Origin of the sequence: Pseudoalteromonas rubra (genome assembly GCF_000967655.1) — a bacterium.
In the GTDB taxonomy this organism is placed as follows: Bacteria; Pseudomonadota; Gammaproteobacteria; order Enterobacterales; family Alteromonadaceae; genus Pseudoalteromonas; species Pseudoalteromonas rubra_A.
Window position 1 is genome coordinate 1 of the sequence record NZ_JXYA01000001.1, and the last position, 21011, is coordinate 21011.

At 48.4% G+C, this 21011-nt stretch carries 13 protein-coding genes and 5 tRNA genes; 14 read left to right on the forward strand and 4 right to left on the reverse strand.

Annotated elements, in window-relative coordinates:
* The first annotated feature begins 51 nt into the window (after window positions 1–51).
* From TW77_RS00005 to TW77_RS00025, 5 genes are all read left to right on the forward strand, one after another.
* Window positions 52–126: transfer RNA gene (locus tag TW77_RS00005), tRNA-Gln, on the forward strand.
* A gap of 102 nt (window positions 127–228) precedes the next feature.
* Window positions 229–313 (forward strand) — tRNA-Leu (locus tag TW77_RS00010).
* A gap of 117 nt (window positions 314–430) precedes the next feature.
* A tRNA-Gln gene (locus TW77_RS00015) sits at window positions 431–505 on the forward strand.
* A 27-nt stretch (window positions 506–532) separates the two neighbouring features.
* Window positions 533–617: transfer RNA gene (locus TW77_RS00020), tRNA-Leu, on the forward strand.
* Window positions 618–989: 372 nt separating this feature from the next.
* Window positions 990–1074: transfer RNA gene (locus TW77_RS00025), tRNA-Leu, on the forward strand.
* 133 nt (window positions 1075–1207) lie between these two features.
* Here TW77_RS00025 and TW77_RS00030 read toward each other — a convergent pair.
* Entirely contained in the window at window positions 1208–2371 is a 1164-nt protein-coding gene (locus tag TW77_RS00030; protein WP_046002923.1) for an FAD-dependent oxidoreductase, read from the reverse strand.
* A 326-nt stretch (window positions 2372–2697) separates the two neighbouring features.
* On the opposite strand from TW77_RS00030, the gene miaB reads away from it, so the two are divergent.
* The 8 genes from miaB to TW77_RS00070 all read left to right on the forward strand — a co-directional run bounded on the left by miaB (window position 2698) and on the right by TW77_RS00070 (window position 11592).
* The gene (gene miaB, locus TW77_RS00035; RefSeq protein WP_046002924.1) at window positions 2698–4131 is read left to right on the forward strand and encodes a tRNA (N6-isopentenyl adenosine(37)-C2)-methylthiotransferase MiaB; all 1434 of its coding nucleotides are present in this window, start codon (window positions 2698–2700) and stop codon (window positions 4129–4131) included.
* Window positions 4132–4184: 53 nt separating this feature from the next.
* A complete protein-coding gene (locus tag TW77_RS00040; RefSeq protein WP_046002925.1) occupies window positions 4185–5267 on the forward strand; it encodes a PhoH family protein in 1083 nt (360 codons plus the stop codon).
* On the forward strand, window positions 5267–5725 hold the full coding sequence (gene ybeY, locus TW77_RS00045) for an rRNA maturation RNase YbeY (protein WP_046002926.1): 459 nt from the start codon (window positions 5267–5269) through the stop codon (window positions 5723–5725). The genes TW77_RS00040 and ybeY overlap by 1 nt, the downstream gene beginning before the upstream one ends.
* 22 nt (window positions 5726–5747) lie before the next feature.
* The gene (gene corC, locus TW77_RS00050) at window positions 5748–6626 is read left to right on the forward strand and encodes a CNNM family magnesium/cobalt transport protein CorC (protein ID WP_046002927.1); all 879 of its coding nucleotides are present in this window, start codon (window positions 5748–5750) and stop codon (window positions 6624–6626) included.
* Window positions 6604–8184 (forward strand): apolipoprotein N-acyltransferase, encoded by a 1581-nt coding sequence (gene lnt / locus TW77_RS00055; RefSeq protein WP_046002928.1) that lies wholly within the window; start codon window positions 6604–6606, stop codon window positions 8182–8184. The genes corC and lnt overlap by 23 nt, the downstream gene beginning before the upstream one ends.
* A gap of 318 nt (window positions 8185–8502) precedes the next feature.
* Window positions 8503–8763, forward strand: coding sequence for a helix-turn-helix domain-containing protein (locus TW77_RS00060; protein WP_046002929.1), 261 nt, complete (start codon window positions 8503–8505; stop codon window positions 8761–8763).
* Window positions 8747–9280 carry a GNAT family N-acetyltransferase gene (locus TW77_RS00065; protein ID WP_052712976.1) on the forward strand — a complete coding sequence of 178 codons (534 nt, stop codon included), beginning with the start codon at window positions 8747–8749 and terminating at the stop codon, window positions 9278–9280. The genes TW77_RS00060 and TW77_RS00065 overlap by 17 nt, the downstream gene beginning before the upstream one ends.
* A 353-nt stretch (window positions 9281–9633) precedes the next feature.
* Complete coding sequence (locus TW77_RS00070; protein WP_046002930.1) at window positions 9634–11592, forward strand: discoidin domain-containing protein; 1959 nt, start codon at window positions 9634–9636, stop codon at window positions 11590–11592.
* A 422-nt stretch (window positions 11593–12014) separates the two neighbouring features.
* Here TW77_RS00070 and TW77_RS00075 read toward each other — a convergent pair whose 3' ends face one another.
* From TW77_RS00075 to TW77_RS00085, 3 genes are all read right to left on the reverse strand, one after another.
* Window positions 12015–12761 carry an SDR family oxidoreductase gene (locus TW77_RS00075; protein ID WP_046002931.1) on the reverse strand — a complete coding sequence of 249 codons (747 nt, stop codon included), beginning with the start codon at window positions 12759–12761 and terminating at the stop codon, window positions 12015–12017.
* A gap of 119 nt (window positions 12762–12880) precedes the next feature.
* A complete protein-coding gene (locus tag TW77_RS00080) occupies window positions 12881–16105 on the reverse strand; it encodes a S41 family peptidase (protein WP_046002932.1) in 3225 nt (1074 codons plus the stop codon).
* 143 nt (window positions 16106–16248) lie between these two features.
* Window positions 16249–16737, reverse strand: coding sequence for a winged helix-turn-helix transcriptional regulator (locus TW77_RS00085; RefSeq protein WP_046002933.1), 489 nt, complete (start codon window positions 16735–16737; stop codon window positions 16249–16251).
* Between the two features lie 371 nt (window positions 16738–17108).
* Between TW77_RS00085 and putA the strand changes: the two genes are divergently transcribed.
* Window positions 17109–20912, forward strand: coding sequence for a bifunctional proline dehydrogenase/L-glutamate gamma-semialdehyde dehydrogenase PutA (gene putA, locus TW77_RS00090; protein WP_046002934.1), 3804 nt, complete (start codon window positions 17109–17111; stop codon window positions 20910–20912).
* Window positions 20913–21011 lie beyond the last annotated feature (99 nt).

Here is a 21011-nt window from a genome sequence, read left to right on the forward strand (position 1 = left end):
TCTCCTTCCGCACCATGTTCTCGATAAGAACTAAAATAATCAACTTTTCGTTGGAGTATCGCCAAGCGGTAAGGCAGCGGGTTTTGATCCCGCCATTCCCAGGTTCAAATCCTGGTACTCCAGCCATCTCTCCTTTGAGAGATACAATTTGATGCGGAAGTGGCGGAATTGGCCAGATGTCTTGAACTAGACGCTGGATTTAGGTTCCAATATCAAAGCGAAAAATATGCGGAAGTGGCGGAATTGGTAGACGCGCTGGATTTAGGTTCCAGTATCTTCGGATGTGAGAGTTCAAGTCTCTCCTTCCGCACCATGTTCTTCAAGTTAGAACTAAAACTCTTGATTACGCTTTTTATTTCTGTAGTATCAAGCGTTAAGAAGAAGGATATTATCTCTTAGATTTATCTGGATTCAAGATTTGAATTATTGCTGGAGTATCGCCAAGCGGTAAGGCAGCGGGTTTTGATCCCGCCATTCCCAGGTTCAAATCCTGGTACTCCAGCCATCTCTTCTTTAAGAGATACAATTTGATGCGGAAGTGGCGGAATTGGTAGACGCGCAGGATTCAGGTTTCTGTAACTTCGGTTGTGAGAGTTCAAGTCTCTCTTTCCGCACCATTTAACTCTTATCTTGAAACTTTTCTTCTTTTTTAAAAATTAAATATACGATGCGAGAGTAGCAAAATTAGTTGTTGTCGATTAAGACGCAGGATTCAGGTTTCTTTTTCATTAGTGAACTAAATATACGATGCAAAAGTAGCAGAATTGGCTGTTGTCGAATGAGACGCAGGATTCAGGTTTCTTTTTCATTGATGAACTAAATATACGATGCAAAAGTAGCAGAGTTGGCTGTTGTCGAATGAGACGCAGGATTCAGGTTTCTTTTTCATTGATGAACTAAATATACGATGCAAAAGTAGCAGAGTTGGCTGTTGTCGAATGAGACGCAGGATTCAGGTTTCTTTTTCATTGATGAACTAAATATACGATGCGGAAGTGGCGGAATTGGTAGACGCGCAGGATTCAGGTTTCTGTAACTTCGGTTGTGAGAGTTCAAGTCTCTCCTTCCGCACCATTTAGTTCAAAGACAATTTCAACTCTCTTATTACTCTTCCGATATATCTTAATTACTTTCCCATCTTCTTCGTAATTTTCAGTTAATTTTGTTTCATTACTTTGCTATTTGCTATTCCTGTCATGAATGACGTCTAAACGACGCCACCCATAGCATGTTTCAATACTTCACGTTTAATTGGGCCAGCATGATTAGCCACTTTTAACACCAGGTTGCGTAAATGCCTTAAAGGTGCAATTTCGTTAGAGAAGCCAAAGTAGCAGGCGTCCATCATGCTCATCATCATCAGATTATCGTTACGACGGCTCTGCTCATAGCGACGCAGCAAGGCGGCATTACCAATGTCCTCAGCGCCTTCCAGTGCGCTTGCCAGCGCAGCCACATCTTTGAACCCTAAATTAACGCCCTGCCCTGCCAGCGGGTTGATGGTATGTGCTGAGTCGCCAATCAGGACGACACGCCCCTGATGGTATTGATTGGCATGTTGTCTGGCCAGTGGAAATACCGCGCTTTGTAAAACCTCGAACTCACCGGGTAAATCAAAAAAGTGATTTTGTATCTCCTGCTTTAACTGCGCATTCGATAACGTCGTCATCTGCGCCAGCTCATTACCATGGTGATACCAAATAAGATTGGCATACGGGTATTGCATGGGCAAAAAGGCAATCGGCCCGGACGGCTTAAACTGCTGCCAGGTTTTTACCTGCTGTGGCGCATCCAGTTTGATCAGCACACCCATACAATGCTGCTGATATTGCCAACCGGTCACCCCAATGCCAGCCAGTTTGCGTACCACCGAGCGTCCACCGTCAGCAGCCAAGAGTAAATCGGCCTGATAACTTTGCTCCGGGTAAATCAACTCAACCGAATCAGTATTTTGTTTGATTGCCTGAGGCGTACCAGAAACCTGTTCGACCTTAATACCAAGGCGTTCAAACTGTGCCCATAAACTGGCCTGGATAAGACGGTTTTCAACAATGTGGCCTAAATGCGTTGCAGCCAGCTCCTCGCAATCAAATAGCAGGCTGTTATTTTCCTGCTCATACGCTTCGAGCTGCTGATACGGTGCCAACCTGGCATTGCGCAGCAACGGCATTGCCTGGAGTTCATCCAGCAAAGCTTCTGACAAGCGATTAATGGCTGAGACTCGAATATCTATGGTCTCGTCCGTTAGTGCTTGCATGGCATCCAATGGATGCGTTTCGAGCACAGTGACTGTCAGGCCTTGCTGTGCGAGCTTGACGGCGGCTGCTGCGCCAACCATGCCACCACCTACTATCAGCACTTTGTTTTTCATACCCTTTTTCCTTAGTTCTGCTTGCTAAGTCATATCCTGCTATTGTAACCCAATTCGCTGTGAAAGGTTCACAGCCCTGCATAGTGTAGCCGAGCAAATACAAGTTGCCTTGATCTTGGTTTCTAAAGTTAAAAACTATACTTGGCTAGTGTCATTAGGTCATATAAAATACGCGTCCTTTAAACTAATTTCACGCAAGATCCTGGCAAAGATACAGGTTATACTCTGTATTGGCACAGGTGATAAGCGGGTCGGCTTAGTGATATTAGTTGTTTTAGCGTCGCACACCGTGCTATTCACCGAGTTGAAAACGAGGCATTATTTCAATGAGTAAAAAGTTGCATATCAAAACCTGGGGCTGTCAGATGAACGAGTATGACTCCCAGAAAATGGCGGATCTGCTTGACTCCACCAACGGCTATCAGCTAACAGAAGAAGCTGAGCAAGCGGATGTGATCCTACTCAATACCTGTTCAATTCGTGAAAAAGCACAGGAAAAAGTATTCCATCAACTGGGTCGCTGGAAGCTACTCAAAGACGACAACCCGGATCTGGTGATTGGCGTCGGTGGCTGTGTGGCGTCTCAGGAAGGCGACACCATTCGTCAACGCGCGCCTTTTGTTGATATCGTATTTGGCCCGCAAACTTTGCACCGTCTGCCAGAGATGATCAAACAAGTGCAGAGCAAACAAGGCTCTGTGGTCGATATTTCATTCCCGGAAATCGAAAAATTTGACCGCCTGCCAGAGCCAAAAGCGGAAGGCCCAAGTGCGTTCGTATCCATTATGGAAGGCTGCTCTAAATACTGTACTTTCTGCGTTGTACCTTATACTCGTGGTGAAGAAGTAAGCCGTCCCCTTGATGATGTTTTACTTGAAGTTGCCCAGCTGGCAGAGCAAGGTGTGCGTGAAGTGAACTTGTTGGGTCAGAACGTAAATGCCTATCGCGGCGAAATGCACGATGGCGAAATTTGCTATTTCTCTGATCTGCTACGCTTTGTGGCGGCCATTGATGGCATCGACCGTATTCGTTACACCACTTCACACCCGGTTGAGTTCACACCAGACATCATCGACGCATACGCAGACGTACCTGAGCTGGTTGATCACCTGCACTTGCCGGTTCAAAGTGGCTCAGACCGCATTCTGAACCTGATGAAGCGTGGCCACACGGCCCTTGAGTACAAGTCGACTATCCGCAAGCTGCGCAAGATCCGTCCGAACCTGAGCATGAGTTCTGACTTTATCATTGGCTTCCCGGGCGAAAGCAAAGCTGACTTCGAAGCGACCATGAATCTTATCAACGACATTGGCTTTGATATGAGCTTCAGCTTTATCTATTCAGCGCGTCCGGGCACGCCAGCGTCTGACCTGCCTGACGATGTTACCGAGCAGGAAAAGAAAGAGCGTTTGTACTTGCTACAAAACCGCATTAATCAAATGGCGCAGGATATCAGCCGCAAAATGCATGGCACTGAGCAGCGTATTTTGGTCGAAGGCCCGTCGAAAAAGAATCCGATGGAATTACGTGGCCGTACCGAGAACAACCGAGTAGTGAACTTTGAAGGTCCTCACTCAGTGATCGGTCAGTTTGTTGATGTACGTATCACAGAAGCACTGCCAAACTCGCTACGTGGTGAGCTGATCAGGACCGAAGCTGAGATGGACTTACGCCGTGATGTGGCGCCATCTGATATCTTAAATCGTGCCCCGGCAGAACCTGAAGCCAACGAACTGGGTGTAGCGACCTTTACGCCTTAGTCTTGGAATTTCGACGCCAGCTGATGCTGGCGTCTTGTTATTAGGAAGTTGTTTTGAGTAACCAAGTCAAGAATATCGAATTTTATCTGGAACCCTCCGACAATCACCGCCTATCTTCTTTATGCGGGCCTTTTGATGACAACCTGAAGCAAATCGAATGTCGTCTGGGCATAGAAATTACCCACAGAGATAACTGGTTTAAAGTGACCGGCCAGCCGGTTGTGGCAAAAGCCGCCGTCGACATCTTAAAATCTCTGTATGTCGAAACCCAGCCTGTGCGCGGTAAATTTGCGGATATCGAACCGGATCAGGTTCACCTGGCTATCACCGAAGCGAACTGCCTGGAGCAGGAAGCCCCGGATGTGTGGGAAAAAGAAGTGTTTATCAAAACACGTCGTGGTGTGGTTAAGCCTCGTAACCCCAACCAGAGCCAGTATGTGGCCAATATTCTGACCCATGACATCTGCTTTGGAATTGGTCCGGCGGGCACAGGTAAAACCTACCTGGCGGTAGCCGCGGCGGTAGATGCCCTTGAGCGTCAGGAAATTCGTCGTATTCTGCTGACTCGTCCGGCCGTTGAAGCTGGCGAAAAGCTCGGTTTCTTACCCGGTGACCTGACGCAAAAGATAGACCCTTATTTGCGCCCGCTGTACGACGCCCTGTTCGAAATGCTGGGCTTTGAAAAAGTTGAGCGTTTGATCGAAAAGAACGTGATAGAGGTTGCACCACTGGCCTACATGCGTGGTCGTACACTGAACGATGCCTTTATTATTCTGGATGAAAGCCAGAACACCACCACAGAACAGATGAAAATGTTCCTGACCCGGATTGGCTTTAATTCCAAAGCGGTGATCACCGGTGACATCACTCAGGTGGATTTACCACGCGGAGCGCGCTCTGGTCTGCGCCATGCCATTGATGTGTTGGGTGAGGTAGACGAGATTTCGTTTAACTTCTTCAAGTCTCATGATGTAGTGCGTCACCCTGTGGTGGCACGCATTGTTGAGGCCTACGAGAAAAAAGAAGAAGCCGAGCGAAAGGAAAAGTTTAACAAACAGCAGGCAAGATTACAGGCACAGGCCAATACCGCGCCGGCTGATACACAGCCAAACGCCAACGATGAGGAGCGCTCATAATGTCGCTTGAGGTAGATCTACAGATTGCCAGTGACTTCGCCAACCTGCCCTCTGCTGAACAATTTCAGTTATGGGCCGAAAAAGCACTCCTTGCGTATAAGGAAGAGGCCGAGGTCACCATACGAATTGCAGACGAAGCAGAAAGCCAGGAACTGAACAGTCAGTACCGTGGTAAAGACAAGCCAACCAATGTGCTGTCTTTTCCTTTTGAAGCGCCGCCTGGGATTGAGCTGCCTTTAGTTGGCGACCTAATTATTTGTCCTCAGGTGGTTTTTCGTGAGGCCGAAGAACAGGAAAAAACTTTCCATGATCATTTTGCCCATATGGTGGTACACGGGTGCTTGCATTTGTTGGGCTTTGACCATATAAATGAACAGGACGCCGATGAAATGGAAAGTCTTGAAAAAGAATTCTTAGCCGATCTGGGCATTGCTGACCCATATCGAGATGACGTTTAACCGACTGGAGTAACACACCGCAATGAGCGACGAAAACTCGCAAAGTAGTCAGGGTTCTTCGAGCAAGACCTGGCTGGGACGCATCACTCAGATGCTGCAAGGGGAACCCCAAAATAAAGAAGAGTTGGTAGAAGTAATTGCCGACGCACAGGAACGAGCCCTGATCGACCCTGAAACCAAAGACATGATGGAAGGCGTACTCAGTGTCTCTGAACTGAAAGTCCGTGACATCATGATCCCGCGCTCACAAATGGTGACGCTGGATATTGATCAGGACCTGGAGTCGCAGTTACCCGCTATGGTTGAATCCAGCCATTCGCGCTTTCCAGTCATTTGCGAAGACAAAGATCATGTCGAAGGCATTTTACTGGCCAAAGATCTGCTACCGCTGATTGTTCAGCGCGACAGTGAACTGCCAACCATCCGTGAATACTTGCGACCTGCCGTTGTGGTGCCAGAAAGTAAACGTGTTGACGCACTGCTCAATGAGTTTCGTCAAAAACGCTATCATATGGCCATTGTCATCGATGAGTACGGCGGTGTTTCGGGCCTGGTGACCATCGAAGATATTCTGGAGACCATCGTAGGTGAAATCGAAGATGAGCATGACAATGAAGACGAACAGCAGGCCATTCGCCAGCTTTCTAAACACGTGTTCAACGTTCAGGCGCTGACCCCACTGGATGAATTCAACGACTTCTTTAAAACGGAATATGACACGCAAGAAGCAGACACCATAGGCGGGATCATCTTGCATGCTTTTGGCCATATGCCAAGCCGGGGCGAAACCATTGATATTGCACCATTGCAGTTCAAGGTTACCAACTCGGACAATCGCCGTATTTTGCAGTTACAGGTGACCATGCCAAAAGCTGAACATGTTGAAGACATTTTCGAATAAACTCGCCACCTTACTAAAAGACAAGTTTGCGTGGCTGGCACTGCTTAGCGGTGCCTCACTGACCTTTAGTTATGCCCCGTTTGGCCTCTGGCCCCTGACTTTTGTAGCGCTCGCAGTAGCGTGTTTTGTCACCGATCAGCCCACAACCCGACACGCCGCTAAATATGGCTTTTTATTTGGCTTTGGCTGGTTTGCAGCCGGAATAAGCTGGGTACATGTTTCCATTGCTCAGTTCGGGGGGTTACCTTTACCAGCTTCGCTGTTATTAATGGGCCTGCTCTGTGCCTATCTGGCGATTTACCCTGCGCTGGCCTTTGCGCTGGCAACACGTTTTTCGGATAAGCCCTGGCAACGCATTGCGCTGCTGCTAAGTGGATTCGCAATATTTGAATACCTGCGTGGCACCTTACTGACCGGGTTTCCGTGGCTGAGCTTTGGCTATAGCCAGACCGACGCACCACTTAACATGCTTGCTCCCTGGATTGGCGAGTTTGGCCTGACCCTGGTGTGCGTGTTATTTGGTGCGCTGCTGTACTACCTGCTCTGGCAAAGGCGCTATCAGCTGACCATGATTGCCCTGCTACCTGTGCTGGCACTCATCCTGTTTACACGCCTAGCGGATAATCCGGTGCACTATAACGGCGAGCAAACCCGAACCTTACTGGTTCAGGGCAATATTCAGCAAAGCCTGCGCTGGGAGCCTGAGCAGTTTTGGCCGACTATGTCTAAATATCAGGATATGACCCGCCCATTGTGGCAGCAGGCCGACTTAGTTGTCTGGCCGGAAGCCGCCATTCCTGAGCTGGAAGACTTAGCGTTCGACTTTTTACACAATCTGGATAAAGCCGCCGCGTTTAATCAAAGCGCACTCATTACCGGCATCCCGGATTATCAATTTGATACCCGCAATGTCTATAACACTCTGATTGTGGTTGGTAAACAGCACGCAGACGATGAGCAAGGTCACTATCGCTACTTGCATCCCAACCGTTATCAGAAGCACCAGTTGCTGCCCATCGGAGAGTTTGTCCCATTCGAGAAGTGGTTGCGACCGATTGCGCCGTTGTTCAACCTGGCTATGTCGTCCTTCTCGCGAGGCGAAGCGCAGCAGCCGAATCTGATAGCCAATGGACTGCATATTTTACCTGCTATCTGCTATGAAATTGCCTTCAGCGAACTGGTGAGAAACAACTACACCAGTGAGTCGGATATACTCTTTACCGTGAGTAACGACGCCTGGTTTGGTGATTCGCACGGCCCGCATCAGCATATGCAAATAGCCCGCATGCGTGCGCTGGAGCTACAACGCCCTCTGATCAGAGTAACCAACAATGGGATCAGTGGAATTTACGATCCACTCAGCCAGACTCAGCATACGCTCCCTCAGTTTGTTGAGGAAACCATGTTACTGGACGTAAAACTGGTGAGCGGAAACAGCTGGTATAGCCAACATGGAAACACATGGATCTGGATATTGCTGGTACTTTTGACCACGCTGGTCATGCTCGAAAAAGGATTAATCAGATTTAAATACCGGGTTGAGCGTGACTATTTGTAAAAAGTAGCCACGCTCTGAGCAAAGAGATTTCCAGCTAATCTTTGCACACTGAATCTCCCTCAGATACTGCACCATGTTTGTGAGCTTGCTGCTTTAGTCAAGTGCACAATCACGCTCATTATGTCTTTATTTTTCATTAACCAACTGAAAATATTGGCATTATATTTTTGGCATAGTTCTTCCTTGTTAACCTGTATCAACTTGGAAGGAATGAAAACATGCTCCATACATTTATCGACACCTTAAGTTTGATCTGGCGAGTAGACTGCAGTGTATGGCCACTGCAGGACCAACAGTTTAATAGTGAGGAAAGCTAAGATGGCCGCCAAACTCTCTTCCACGCACCCCAGTGTGATGCGTGCGGTGCATATGGTACAAAGCCAGCAACTGACCATTCATGAAGCGGCCAGCCAGTTTGCCTTATCCCAGCGCACGCTTTACAGGGCACTTCGGGGTAAACAGCCCGGTACACGCTATTCGCAGCTTTTACAACAAAAACAGCAACTCGAATCTCAACTTCGTCAGATCCGCGAAGAACTGGCTTGTATACAAAAGGATAGCTATGCCACTCATAATTGAACCCCTGGCACAACTTACTGCGGAGCAGCAGCAAGCACTTGCCTGGCAATTGCAAGCCTGTGTTGCTCAGGGCGCATCCCTGGGGTTCTACCACCCGCTTTGTGACGCGGACGTGGCCGACTACTGGTCTCAGGTCAACACTGAACTCAAAGAGAGTAAGCGCCTCTTGCTGGGCGCTTACCTCAACCAACAGTTGGTTGCCTCGGTGCAACTAGTACCTTGCCAAAAACAAAATGGCCAGCATCGTGCAGAAGTAGAAAAGCTGATCGTACATCCGGATTATCAGCGTCAGGGCATTGCCCAATCACTGATGCATCACCTTGAAACCTATGCCAGTCAGCTGGGCATTAGGCTCTTAGTGTTGGATACACAAAGTGGTGATAAGTCGGAACAGTTTTATCAGGCCGTTGGCTTTACCAAAAGCGCAGAGATCCCACACTTTGTTAGTGATCAACAAGGTACTCTGTATGCCACCAGCTATTATTTTAAGCGGCTTGCCTGTTCACTGACCGCTTAACAGGCAGCCATATAAAAGAGCTTCATGACGTAATGAGGCGAAAGCAGGTAATGACAGAGTACTGCGACCATTGGTATCAAAAGCGATGAGCCAGCCCAGAACAGTGCGAGCGATTATAGGGTAAAGGCCCCCTCCATTTTGATTTACTCTACTCACTAATCTAGGTAATTAGCTGAAGCGAGAACCAGTGAGGTTGTGAGCTTTCCACCAAATACCTATAAAAGGTATATGGGTGACAAGTATGTAAATAAACCTTTGCAATCAGACCGGTTACAGAAGCAAAATTCAAAGATTGTTGACTTTAGATTAACCCCCTGATTCAATTTCCTTTTTACTTATAAAAAGGAGCCTGCATGAGGGCAATACTTGGAATAGTTGCAATACTCATTACCATCATAGTGAATAGCGCGCACGCATTTACATTAATTGAAGATATTGCAGTTACCAATGAAAAACAAACCATTACATTTAACGGTTACACTGATCCCGTTATTATTTCATCGGTGCCAACACTCAATGACAGTGAACCGGGTGTTGTTTCCATTTCGAATGTGACCTCGACAAGTTTTGATGTGCAATTTAAAGAGTGGCCATATCTTGATGGCATGCATGAAGAGGAACGTGTATCGTTTTTAGTTGTTGAAAATGGCCGCCACCAGCTTGACGATGGCAGCATATGGGAAGCTGGCAAATTTAACCTTAAAAGTGGCAATGCTCAGCTATTTTTTAAAGAAAGCTTTGCGCATACCCCTAATGTACTCCTGAGTGGCCAAACTCAAAACCGCAGTGATGCATATACATTACGTGCCTCTAGCGTTTCGAAACTGACTCTAGGTGCAGACTTAGAAGTGCAAGAACTTGGCAGCACACATGCAGAAGAAACCATTGGTTATCTTGCTATCTACAAAGAAACTAATAATGGTTTTACCAATGAAAACCTAGCTTATAACCTAACACATCAAGCAACCAATCAAACCGGTTTTCAAACCCTAAACGGCAAGCTTTTTATACAAGAAGAACAATCTAAAGACTCCGAGACAAACCATGTATTGGAAGTGGTGAACATTCTAAATTTAAAAAACAAACTGTTTGCGCAAGACATCACCCACTACGGTAAAGATACCATGTCGCTTCGCTTGGAAACCTCCAGCACATTCACGATTGAGCCTGGTGATAAAACAGGCCAATACGGGAACATCGCTTTAATCGGTTCAAATGGCTTAACCGAATCATCTTACACGACTAGCCAAAGCTACTATGCGGATAGTGCCTCTGGTGCATTCGACGGCTATAACAATTCAACACTGGTAAATAATGACGCCACTGAAGGAAAGATTAAACGAGGTATTTGGCTAAGTACTGTGGTTCAGGAACACTGGCTTCAAGTTGCCTTTGAGAAACAAGCTTACATTACGTCATTTAGACTTATGGTGCATAACAGTGCTGCTGACCTTGGTATGGGTGTAAAAGATATCACGTTACAAGTGTCTGATGATAATACCAACTTTATTGATCATGAGTCATTTACCCTAACCAGAAGTTATGATCAAACCGTAGAACTTACACAGCCAGCAATCGGTAAATACGTCAGGTTGAAGATCCACTCTACGCACGGGCATAACTATCGTGTGATTTCAGAATTAGAATACTATGGCGGTTTTGTAGGCAATGGCACACCTGAAGTACCAACTGAAGAGCCAAACCCAGCAAATGGCATTACCTGCGCCACCATTAAGCAGGACAACCCTGCGGCTGGTTCTGGTTTCTACGAAATTGACCCTGATGGTGACAATGGCATTGCACCGTTTAGCGCATACTGTGAAATGACACAAAATAACGGTGGCTGGGCGTTAGTTGCGCATCATAGCGATGGACTTGAGAGTATCGTACATACCTCACCTGTTACCTTAAACACGGTCGGTGTACTTGCAAATGATCAATGGCAGGCCATTCGTGACAACATGACAACGGGTATGATGTTTGTTGATGAACACAGCAAGGTTTCACAAATAAGCAAAAGCAAACTCGTAAACGCAAACTGTATTTCTGTAAAACAAAATAATGACTTAACTGAGCCTCAAGTACCTTACGACATTGCCGTATTATGGCATAACGAAAATACTGGCTGTAGCATGTCAGGATTAGATTACTCATTTATTGCTTTGAGCATAAAATCTACCAGCCGAGGCGATGGCTACCTGCGCGCAGGCGCGTCCTTATACCAACACAGCGTTAAATTCGATGTATGGCCTTACAGCCATGGAACTTACAGTGGCGCAGAGCAAAATACTCTGTATTACTACGTAAAATAAAAAAGGTCGCAATTGTAATACAAGGAGTTTACGAGGATCCAATGAATAGGTACTTACAACTTTTTGCAGTCGCTGGTTGTACTTTTCTGGTGAAGTCAGTATTTGATGACTTACTCACATTAAACACAGAAAACTTATATGACTATACACTAAGTGTCGCCATAGCTGTGACAGTTCTTTTGGTTATATCCTTTCGAAATAAAGGCTAATATTAAAAGCACGTAAGCAAAAGAAAAAAGAAGTTTTGGGGGCACCCATTCATGCTGGCGCACAGGAAGTGCGCCGTCTACCTTTAGTTAATACTCAATGGACTGAGGATGGCAGACTATGCCAATGGCGAGGAAGAGTCAGGTTAGCTTACAGGGTACCAAGTACCAGCACTCAACAAGGTACCCTATCATGCCACCAGCTATTATTTTAAGCTACTTACCACCCGCTAAATCAATAAAAGTACCAGTCGCGTAGCTTGCCTGCTCACTGAGCAACCAGGCGATGGCACTGGCGACTTCTTCGGGTTTGCCGCCTCTTTGTAGTGGCAGGAGTGAAGCGAGTCTATCAACTCTGCCAGGCTCACCGCCATCGGCATGAATATCGGTATAAATGCAGCCCGGACGTACACAATTGACCCGGATCCCTTCTGCAGCCAGTTCCAGAGACAAACCTCGCGTGAAGCTGTCAATGGCACCTTTTGCCGCCGCATAATCAACATATTCATTGGCACCGCCCAGATAAGAAGCCGCCGATGAGACATTGACTATGGCACATTGGTCCGGCTGATGATGGGCACGGATCTGTTTCAGTACTTCTCTGGCACAGATAAAGTACGGGGTCACATTAGTACATAACATCTGATTAATGCGCTCTGCGGTCATCTCTTCCACGCGCATTTGAGTGGCCAGCACACCGGCATTATTGACCAGGTGTGAAATTGGACCCAGCTGCATTTTGATTTCATCACACAGCTCAACTACCTGCGATTCATCGCTGATGTCGGCCGCAAAGCGCTGGGCAATACCACCCAGGGCGCGGATCTGAGCAACCACCTGCTCAGCAGCCGCATGATTCGATTTGTAATTAATCGCCACCTGGTAGCCCTGCTCAGCCAGAAAGTTCGCGGCTGCCGCGCCAATTCCCCGGCTGGCACCTGTGATTAACACCACCTTTTTCATTATTATTTTTTCCTTACACCTGTTTGCTAATAAAAAGGGGTGCCTAGCACCCCTTTTTAATTGATATGCATTGAATCTATCAGACTCAACGCTTTTTCATCAAATACTCACTCGCTTGTTTAGCGACCAAACTCTGTAGGCGCTGGCGGCACAGTGAGCGGCTGCTTCGGATTTGCTTTCATTTCTTTAAGCAGCTCCTCAACGGCACGTTCTACTGACGGATCTTTACCTGCATGGATAAGCTCCGGACGGTCGATCACTTCAATGTCCGGGCTGACACCCACATCTTCAATGATCCAGTTACCCTCGGTATCGAGAATACGGAAAGTCGCCGCGATCACCTGACCACCATCGACCAGGCTCGGGTTACCAGAGATACCGATCAGACCACCCCAGGTACGGGTCCCAATCAGTTTACCTAATCCCGCCTGGCGGAAGTAATAAGGTAGTGCGTCACCACCTGAGCTGGAGTAACCATTGATCAACATAGCCTTAGGACCATCGTGAGCAAACTGTGGGGTTTTCGTCGGCTCCACGCCACGACGCTTCCAGTAGTTCAACGGTTTACGCGCCAGCCAGGTGATCATGTGCTCAGGGATAAAGCCACCACCGTTGTAGCGGTCGTCGATGATCAGGGCATCTTTGGTTGTTTGGGGCATAAAGTGCTTAAACATGGCACGGTTGCCTTCAAACAGCGTATTTGGCAAGTGAACGTAGCCAATGCGGCCACCCGATAACTTGTCTACATAAGCCATACGAGAATGCACCCATTCCAGATAGCGCAGGCCGCTCTCACTGGCACTTGGCTTGACAGTCACCTGCCAGGCGCCTTCCAGGCTCGGTGTGTTGTTAAGGCGCAGCTCAACCTGTGTACCCTGGGTATTTTCCAGCAGCTCGTAGAAATTACTGACGGTATTAACCGCACGACCATTCACCGAGACTATGTAGTCGCCTACACTGGCATTTACACCGGGCTCATCTAACGGCGAGCGGAATTCTTCATGCCAGTTCTCACCCTGGTAGATTTTTTCGATGCGCACAAAGCCTGAGCTGTGGGCACTGATCTGAGCGCCCAACAGGCCATGTTTCTTGCGCTTGGCTTTTGGCTCATCACCAGACTGAACATATATATGACCGGCATTGATTTCACCAGCAATTTCGCTCAATACATAGTCCAGATCGTTGCGGTGTGCCACGGCATCGGCCATTGGCTGATAGCGTTTTAGTATGGCATCCCAGTCCTGACCATGGTGATTTTCATCATAGAACCAGTCTCTGAGTGTGCGCCAGCCTTCCACATACATTTGTTGCCACTCAACTTTAGGGTCTATCTTCAGCGTCATGTTGCCAAGATCAAGTTGTGTTGCTTTCAGATCTTGCTTGGCCTGGGGCTTAATCACACTGTATTTACCGCCAGCTCGAACAATCAGGTGCGCGCCACCTGCCGCCAGCTTGTAGGCCTGAACACCCTTAGCGACCGTTTGCACTTTACCGTCTTGTTTATTCGGGATCAGCTGCAATGCGCCCTCAGACAATGCCAGTACACCGTCTTTAACGCCAGCCAAGTCATTATAGCTGCCCGCTTTCGCTGGCAGTGCCACAACCCGTGACATAAAGCCCTCAACCTGGAGCTGATTGTCGGCTTTACCCTCATCGGCTTTGTCATCTTTTTCGTCACTGACAATCGCAGCTTCGTCGCTGCTAAATTGCGTCAGCGAGGCGACCTTATCGTTCACAGCAACCGCATACAGGCGCGTTGCATCGTTATACAAATAAGCGAACTCATAGGAGCTGAAAGTCAGATTAAAATCGCGCTCTGAAGTGAAATACAAGTACTGACCATCCGGAGAGAAAGCCGGGTTCTGCTCGCTGGTCATATCATCCGTCAGGCGACTGAGCGTTTTGCTCCGGGTGTTGTAATGCCACAAAGAGGCGTATCGGTTGGCATTGTTCTTCACAAAGATCAGATCTTCGCTGTTTGGCGACCAGGTGTACTGAGTGATGCCATCGTCATCATACTTACCGGTATCTATTTTGTGTAATTCGCCCGATTTAACATCCAGCCACCACATAGTGTGATTTTTATCGGCAAACAACAGCTTTGAGCTGTCGGCCGACCAGATTGGGTCAAATCGCCAGATGGTGCCGTTGTTGGTAAGCTGCTTAACTGCGTTGTTGTTGGCGCGGTCTTTCAGGTAGATCTCATACTCACCCGTGGCATCGCTCATATATGCAATGTAACGACCGTTTGGTGACCAGCTGGCCGCAATTTCGCGCCCCTGTGCCGTCATACTCAGGTTGCGTGTTGTACCCTGCTCAACCGGTACTGAGAAAACTTCACCCCGCGCAGTAAACAACGCCCGCTTACCATCGTGCGACACATCCATTGAATCAATGAACTTGCTAACATTTTTGGTATAAGGCATAGCGTACTTGCGTACCCCAGGCACATTAATGGTCAGCTTTTCTGTAGCTTTGGTTGCCTCATCAAAACGATACAGATAACCGCCATTTTCATACACAATGGCATTTGGTCCGGCCGATGGCCACAGTACGTCATAGTCACTGTGGTTGGTCATTTTCACCGGTGCTTTGCCATCACGGTATTTGTAAAGATTCAGGGTATAATCTCTGTCAGAGACAAAGTAAATGCTGTCATTTACCCAGGTTGGCTGCTGATCCGTCGCTCTGTGCTCAGTCAGCTGTTTTGAGGTGTTGTTTTCCAGGTCATACACCCAGACATCCTGGGCACGACCGCCCCGGCTGCGTTTCCAGGTTCTGAATTCACGATCTATGGGCGTATACACAAACTTTTTGCCATCAGGCGACAGCATACCGCCACCGCTTTCAGGAATAGCCAGTGGCTGCTCCAGTCCGCCATCTGCGGGGATCATGTAGGGGCGACCCATGCGCTTACCCCAAGGGGTACGGTTGGCGCGAAACACAATGTGCTTACCATCCGGTGTCCAGTCAAACACTCGGTAATCAAAGCCGCCGCGTGGTGGCATGGGGCCCACATCATTATAATAGGTCAGCTGCTTGAGGTCAGAGCCATCGGCATTGATCACATAAATCTGACGGCTGCCATTGTACTGGGCAGCAAAGGCAATGCGCTTTCCGTCCGGCGAAAATTTAGGGAAAGCCTCAAAACCAACGTGGTCGGTCAGACGGGTGCTGTTGCCCGATTTAGTATCGGCAATGTAAATATCACCACCATATACAAAGGTGACCTTGTCCTGGTGAATATCCGGGAAACGCAGCAGGCGCGTATCCTCAGTTTGGTAAGCAGCGGCCAGCGGCGCTGCCACAGCCGCAATGGCGGCAACTAAGTGCTTGAGTTTCATAAGCCTCACAAGTTCATTTTGTTATTTTATCTCATTTATAATAACAATTCTGTTCCTAATTACAGCTAACTTGCGGCCAAAAGCTTGTTACAAAATATGAAACCCCGATATTTTTATCTAAATTGGATGCATCCGGGCTCGGATCACTGAAAGTTCAGCACTTCCACACCCATATCTTCTTTGATGTGTTCAATCACCATATAAGTGTGATTGGTACCAACCCCCGGTATTTCAACAATCTGCCCCAACACCTCACGATACTGGCGCATATCCTGTACCCGGATCTTTAATAGGTAGTCGAACCCGCCTGCCACCATATCGCAGGCCACCACGTTGGGGATCTCCAGCACATGCTGTTTAAACGTCTCGAATACCGACTCGGTTGAGCTTTTGAGCGTGATCTCAACATGGGCCACCAAGTGCTGGCCCAGTTTGGCGGCATTTAAGCGGGCAGCATAGCCCTCGATATAGCCTTCCGCCTCGAGCTTTTTTACTCGATCCAAACAAGGGCTGGGGCTCAGGTTGACGGCTTTAGCCAGATTTACATTGGAAATACGGGCGTTTTTTTGCAGGATGTCCAGGATCGCCATATCAATCCTGTCGAGCACCCGCGTTTTAATTGAAGTGGTCATTCAGCATATAATTCTGCACAGCTTGGCAATTACCCGCAAATTTACCGTAATCAAAAAAAATAAGACAGCATATTCTGCTGTCTTTTCGATAGAATGTCCCCGAAATTTGACGTAACCGCCACACCTCAGACTTATCCGTGGCGCTAGATTTTATTGAACGCGAGACTGGCTAAAAGTTGAACACACACTGAGGTGTGTTAAGGTTAGCATTATGACCGCATCATATTGTCGTAATTGATACTTCTTGTAGGTGCTCTGTAACGTTTAAAAGTTACAACCCGCTAGCAAGCGCTTACCAACCTTGCTCGCACCGCTACATTAAGCTGTTCAATTTACAATCATTTTTGACTCTTATTTTATGAGGCTGAGTTATGCTTTATAACGGCGATTTGACAACCACTTGTCCTATCAGACAGAAGATCCGCGATTTTTACCGCATCGATGAAAACGAAGTTATCGACCATATTCTGCCCCTGGCCGAAGTGGGTGTAACTGCACGTAGCCGTGCCTGGGAAAGAGCGCGCCAGATGGTGCTCAATATTCGTCGCGATCAGGATGGCCAGAATGGTGTAGACGCACTGCTGAACGAATTCTCTCTGTCATCAGAAGAAGGCGTGGTATTGATGTGTCTGGCAGAAGCCCTGCTGCGCGTGCCAGATAAAGAAACTCAGGATCAACTTATCCGCGACAAGCTGGCTAAAGGTGACTGGAGTTCACACTTAGGCAGCAGCGACTCGCTGTTCGTAAACGCTTCAAGCTGGGGCCTGCTGGTCACCGGTAAAATGGTCAACTACAGCGACAAAAACCAGGAAGAGCAGTTTGGTGTACTAAAGCGTACCATTGGCCGCCTGGGTGAGCCGGTGATCCGCAAGTCGGTAAACTTCGCTATGAAGATCATGGGTAAGCAGTTTGTTATGGGTGAAACCATCCAAGACGCTATCACCCGCGCCGCAGAAAAAGAACAAAAAGGCTATGTGTACTCGTACGATATGCTGGGCGAAGGCGCCCGCACTATGGCCGATGCAGAGCGTTACTATCAAAGTTATATGAATGCGATCCACGCTATCGGTAAAGCCGCAGCAGGACGTGGGCCAATTAAAAGCCCGGGTATCTCTGTTAAGCTCTCTGCAATCCACCCTCGCTATGAGTTCTCTCACAGCGACCGCGTAATGGACGAGCTGGTGCCTAAGCTGAAAGAGCTGGCCTTGGCTGCCAAACAATATGATATTGGCTTTACTGTCGATGCCGAAGAAGCAGATCGACTGGATATTTCTCTGGACGTGATTGAAGCGGTATTCTCTGATCCTGAACTGGACGGCTGGAATGGCTTTGGCCTGGCCGTACAGGCTTATCAGAAGCGTGCTATTTTTGTTGTTGAGTGGGTTGCCGACCTGGCGCGCCGCGTTGGCCGCAAACTAATGGTTCGTCTGGTAAAAGGCGCCTACTGGGATACCGAAGTTAAGACCACACAGCAAGATGGTTTGGACCACTTCCCGGTATTTACCCGTAAAGCAACCACAGACGTATCGTACAAAGCGTGTGCCATCAAGCTGTTAGAAGCCCGTGATGTGCTGTTCCCGCAGTTTGCCACACATAACGCTTACACTGCAGCCACTATCCTGGAAGTCGCGAAAGGCGACAACACCGGGTTTGAGTTCCAGCGCCTGCATGGTATGGGTGAGTCACTGTTTGACCAAATCGTGACCAGCGAAGGCATTCAGTGCCGTGTTTATGCCCCGGTTGGCCATCACGAAGACTTACTTGCTTATCTGGTACGTCGTCTGCTTGAAAACGGTGCAAACTCCTCTTTCGTAAACGCCATTGTAGACACCACTAAGCCTGTTGAGTCACTACTGCCAGATCCGGTTGAAACCCTGCAAGGCCTGCGCAATAAGTACAACAAGCAGATCAGCCTGCCTATCGAGCTATACGGTGATGAGCGTGCCAACTCAAAAGGTATGGATCTGACTGATATCAATGTACTGACGCCATTTAAAGAGAATCTGGACAACTGGTTCAACGAACACCGCATTGAAGAAAGCGACGTGCCTGAGAGCCGTATGGCCGTGCGTAACCCGGCCAATCACACAGAAATTGTCGGCCATGTTCCAATGCACGATGACGCCTACATGCAAAGCATTCTGAGCAATGCCGAAAATGCCTTTGCCGAGTGGTCACAAACGCCTGTAAAAGAGCGTGCGGATCTGCTGCGCCGCGTTGGCGATATTCTTGAGCGTCACCACGATGAGCTGGTAGCTATCTGTATCAAAGAAGCCGGTAAAATCACTCAGGATGGCATAGATGAGGTCCGTGAAGCCGTCGACTTCTGTCGCTACTATGCTGCGCGTGCCGAAGAGCTGTCGAAAGATGAACGTTTTGAAGCCCGTGGCGTTATTTTATGTATCAGCCCGTGGAACTTCCCGCTGGCGATTTTCCTTGGCCAGGTTGCCGCTGCCATTGTGACGGGTAATACGGTTATTGCTAAACCTGCTGAACAGACGAGTATGATTGCCCTGCGTTGTATCGAATTGATGCGTACTGTCGGCTTGCCAGAGCACGTTGTACAGCCAGTGATTGCCCGAGGTAGTGAAGTTGGTAAGCACATTGTACCGGATGAGCGTATTCAGGCCGTGATGTTCACAGGTTCTACTGAAACCGGTACTTTGATCTCGCAAATTCTGGCTGAACGTAACGACATTCAGGTACCACTGATCGCAGAAACCGGTGGTCAGAACTGTATGGTGGTTGACTCTACGGCTCTGCCAGAGCAGGTTGTGGATGATGTGATTTCATCAGGTTTCCAAAGCGCCGGTCAGCGTTGTTCTGCACTGCGAGTATTGTTCCTGCAAGACGATGTCGCTGATGGCATCATCAAGATGCTGCAAGGTGCATTGCAGGAGCTGCATGTTGGCGATCCGGCCATGTTGTCGACGGACGTTGGCCCGGTGATCGACGAGAAAGCCCTGAACACGCTGACTAAGCATGTTGATTATATGAAGAGCAACGGCAAGCTGTTGTTCGAAGCGAAGACCCCGGATAACAGCGAGAACGGTGCTTACTTCTTTGCGCCGCGCTTGTATGAAATCTCTGACTTGTCTGTACTTAAACGTGAAGTCTTCGGTCCGGTAGTGCATATTATCCGCTTCAAGGGCGAAGAGCTGGATAAGGTAATTGACCAGATCAATGGCACAGGGTACGGCCTGACCATGGGGGTTCACTCACGTATCGAATCACGCTGTGAGTACCTGGCGAAGATGTCTCGCGCGGGTAATGTTTATGTTAACCGCAACATGATCGGCGCCATCGTTGGTGTGCAGCCGTTCGGTGGTCGTGGTCTGTCTGGTACAGGCCCTAAAGCGGGTGGTCCAAACTATCTGCTGCGCCTGGTGAAAGAAAAAGCGTCTCCGGATAACGTACAGATGACCAACCTGACACCGGATGAGCTGGAAACACACCACTTCCCGGGTGCCGTTGAGCAGGTCGAAGCTTTGATGCAAAACTCACTGCGCGACGAGAAGATCTGGCGTGCTACACCGCTGAATGACCGTGTTTCTGCGGTACGTCAGCTGCTTGCTAAAGTCGCCACAGTTGAAATCATCGACGAGCTGGCGGACGATTTAGCGTTGACACTGGCAGATGCCCGTGCACAGCTTAACCGCCTTGAAAAGCGTATGCGTTCACACATCGTATTGCCTGGGCCAACGGGTGAGTCTAACACCCTGCACCTTGAACCGCGCGGTTGTGTGGTGTGTTATGCCGATAAGAGTACCTCGTTTAACTTCTGGGCGCTGTCGATTATCACCGCACTGGCGGCGGGTAACACAGTGATCACCGTTGCCTCTGAGCTGTTCTACGAGGAAGCGCAGGCGTTTCGCGATAAGTTTATCGCCACCGGCGTTGCCGAAGGGGTATTCCAGGTTGCTAAGCCAAATCAGCTACAAGCTATCCTGGCGCATCCTCACCTGGCGGGTGCCGTAGTTGCCGCGCGCTCTTCGCGCCTGGGTTACTTCAGTCAGCAGCTGGCTGCGCGTAAAGGCGCTATCCTGCCGGTGATCAGCGCAGAATACTACGACACGCTGATCAGCCGTCTGGTTACAGAGAAAACGATCAGTATCGATACCACAGCATCGGGCGGAAATACCTCACTGATGACGCTGGTAGAAGACGACGAATAACGTTAGTCGTTAAGTTACATTTACCTTAAGCCGGCATTCGCCGGCTTTTTTATGTAAAGTTTCCATAGCCTTAAACGGATATGTAATGCACAAATTACA

Coding starts and splice junctions, on each gene's coding strand:
- ybeY (WP_046002926.1), top strand. CDS start 5,267: ATGTCGCTTGAGGTAGATCTACAGATTGCCAGTGACTTCGCCAACCTG.
- lnt (WP_046002928.1), top strand. CDS start 6,604: ATGTTGAAGACATTTTCGAATAAACTCGCCACCTTACTAAAAGACAAG.
- miaB (WP_046002924.1), top strand. CDS start 2,698: ATGAGTAAAAAGTTGCATATCAAAACCTGGGGCTGTCAGATGAACGAG.
- TW77_RS00065 (WP_052712976.1), top strand. CDS start 8,747: ATGCCACTCATAATTGAACCCCTGGCACAACTTACTGCGGAGCAGCAG.
- corC (WP_046002927.1), top strand. CDS start 5,748: ATGAGCGACGAAAACTCGCAAAGTAGTCAGGGTTCTTCGAGCAAGACC.
- TW77_RS00085 (WP_046002933.1), bottom strand. CDS start 16,737: ATGACCACTTCAATTAAAACGCGGGTGCTCGACAGGATTGATATGGCG.
- TW77_RS00070 (WP_046002930.1), top strand. CDS start 9,634: ATGAGGGCAATACTTGGAATAGTTGCAATACTCATTACCATCATAGTG.
- TW77_RS00030 (WP_046002923.1), bottom strand. CDS start 2,371: ATGAAAAACAAAGTGCTGATAGTAGGTGGTGGCATGGTTGGCGCAGCA.
- TW77_RS00075 (WP_046002931.1), bottom strand. CDS start 12,761: ATGAAAAAGGTGGTGTTAATCACAGGTGCCAGCCGGGGAATTGGCGCG.
- TW77_RS00080 (WP_046002932.1), bottom strand. CDS start 16,105: ATGAAACTCAAGCACTTAGTTGCCGCCATTGCGGCTGTGGCAGCGCCG.
- TW77_RS00060 (WP_046002929.1), top strand. CDS start 8,503: ATGGCCGCCAAACTCTCTTCCACGCACCCCAGTGTGATGCGTGCGGTG.
- putA (WP_046002934.1), top strand. CDS start 17,109: ATGCTTTATAACGGCGATTTGACAACCACTTGTCCTATCAGACAGAAG.